Annotated in this window: 1 protein-coding gene; it reads left to right on the top strand. The window is 67.0% G+C overall.

The genetic code is table 11. The annotated features are described in order from the left end of the window. Positions 1 to 545 (top strand): condensation domain-containing protein (locus tag ACLF6P_RS29940; RefSeq protein ID WP_415954558.1); only part of this gene is annotated, 545 nt, incomplete at both ends.

The following is a 545-nucleotide window of genomic DNA, read 5'->3' as shown; positions in this document are numbered from 1 at the left end:
GTCGTCGCACGGCACGAGGCCCTGCGCACCGTCTTCCCCGCAGTGAACGGCATCCCACAGCAGGACATCCGGACCGCCACCGACGCACAGACGGAACTCGCCGGCACCATCGAGATCACCGAGGTCACCTCCGCACAACTGGAGGACGCCCTGAACCAAGCCGCACGCCACAGCTTCGCCCTGGAATCCGAACTGCCATTGCGCGTCACCCTGTTCCGCGTGGACGGCGCACGCGACGTCCTGCTGTTCCTGATGCACCACATCGTCGCCGACGGCTGGTCCACCGGCCCCCTCCTGCACGACCTGACCCGCGCCTACACCTCCCGCCACAACGGCACCGCACCCGACTGGACCGAACTCGAAGTCCAGTACGCCGACTACACCCTGTGGCAACAGGAAGTCCTCGGCTCGGAAGACGACCCCGACAGCCTCCTGAACCAACAGCTCACCTTCTGGCACGACCAACTCACCGGCATCCCCGAACTCATCGAACTCCCCCTCGACCACCCCCGACCCGCCCTCGCCACCCACACCGGCGACACGGT

It is taken from the genome of Streptomyces lothianensis (genome assembly GCF_047779955.1).
GTDB lineage: Bacteria > Actinomycetota > Actinomycetes > Streptomycetales > Streptomycetaceae > Streptomyces.
This window is presented reverse-complemented; position numbering and strand designations above follow the sequence as displayed.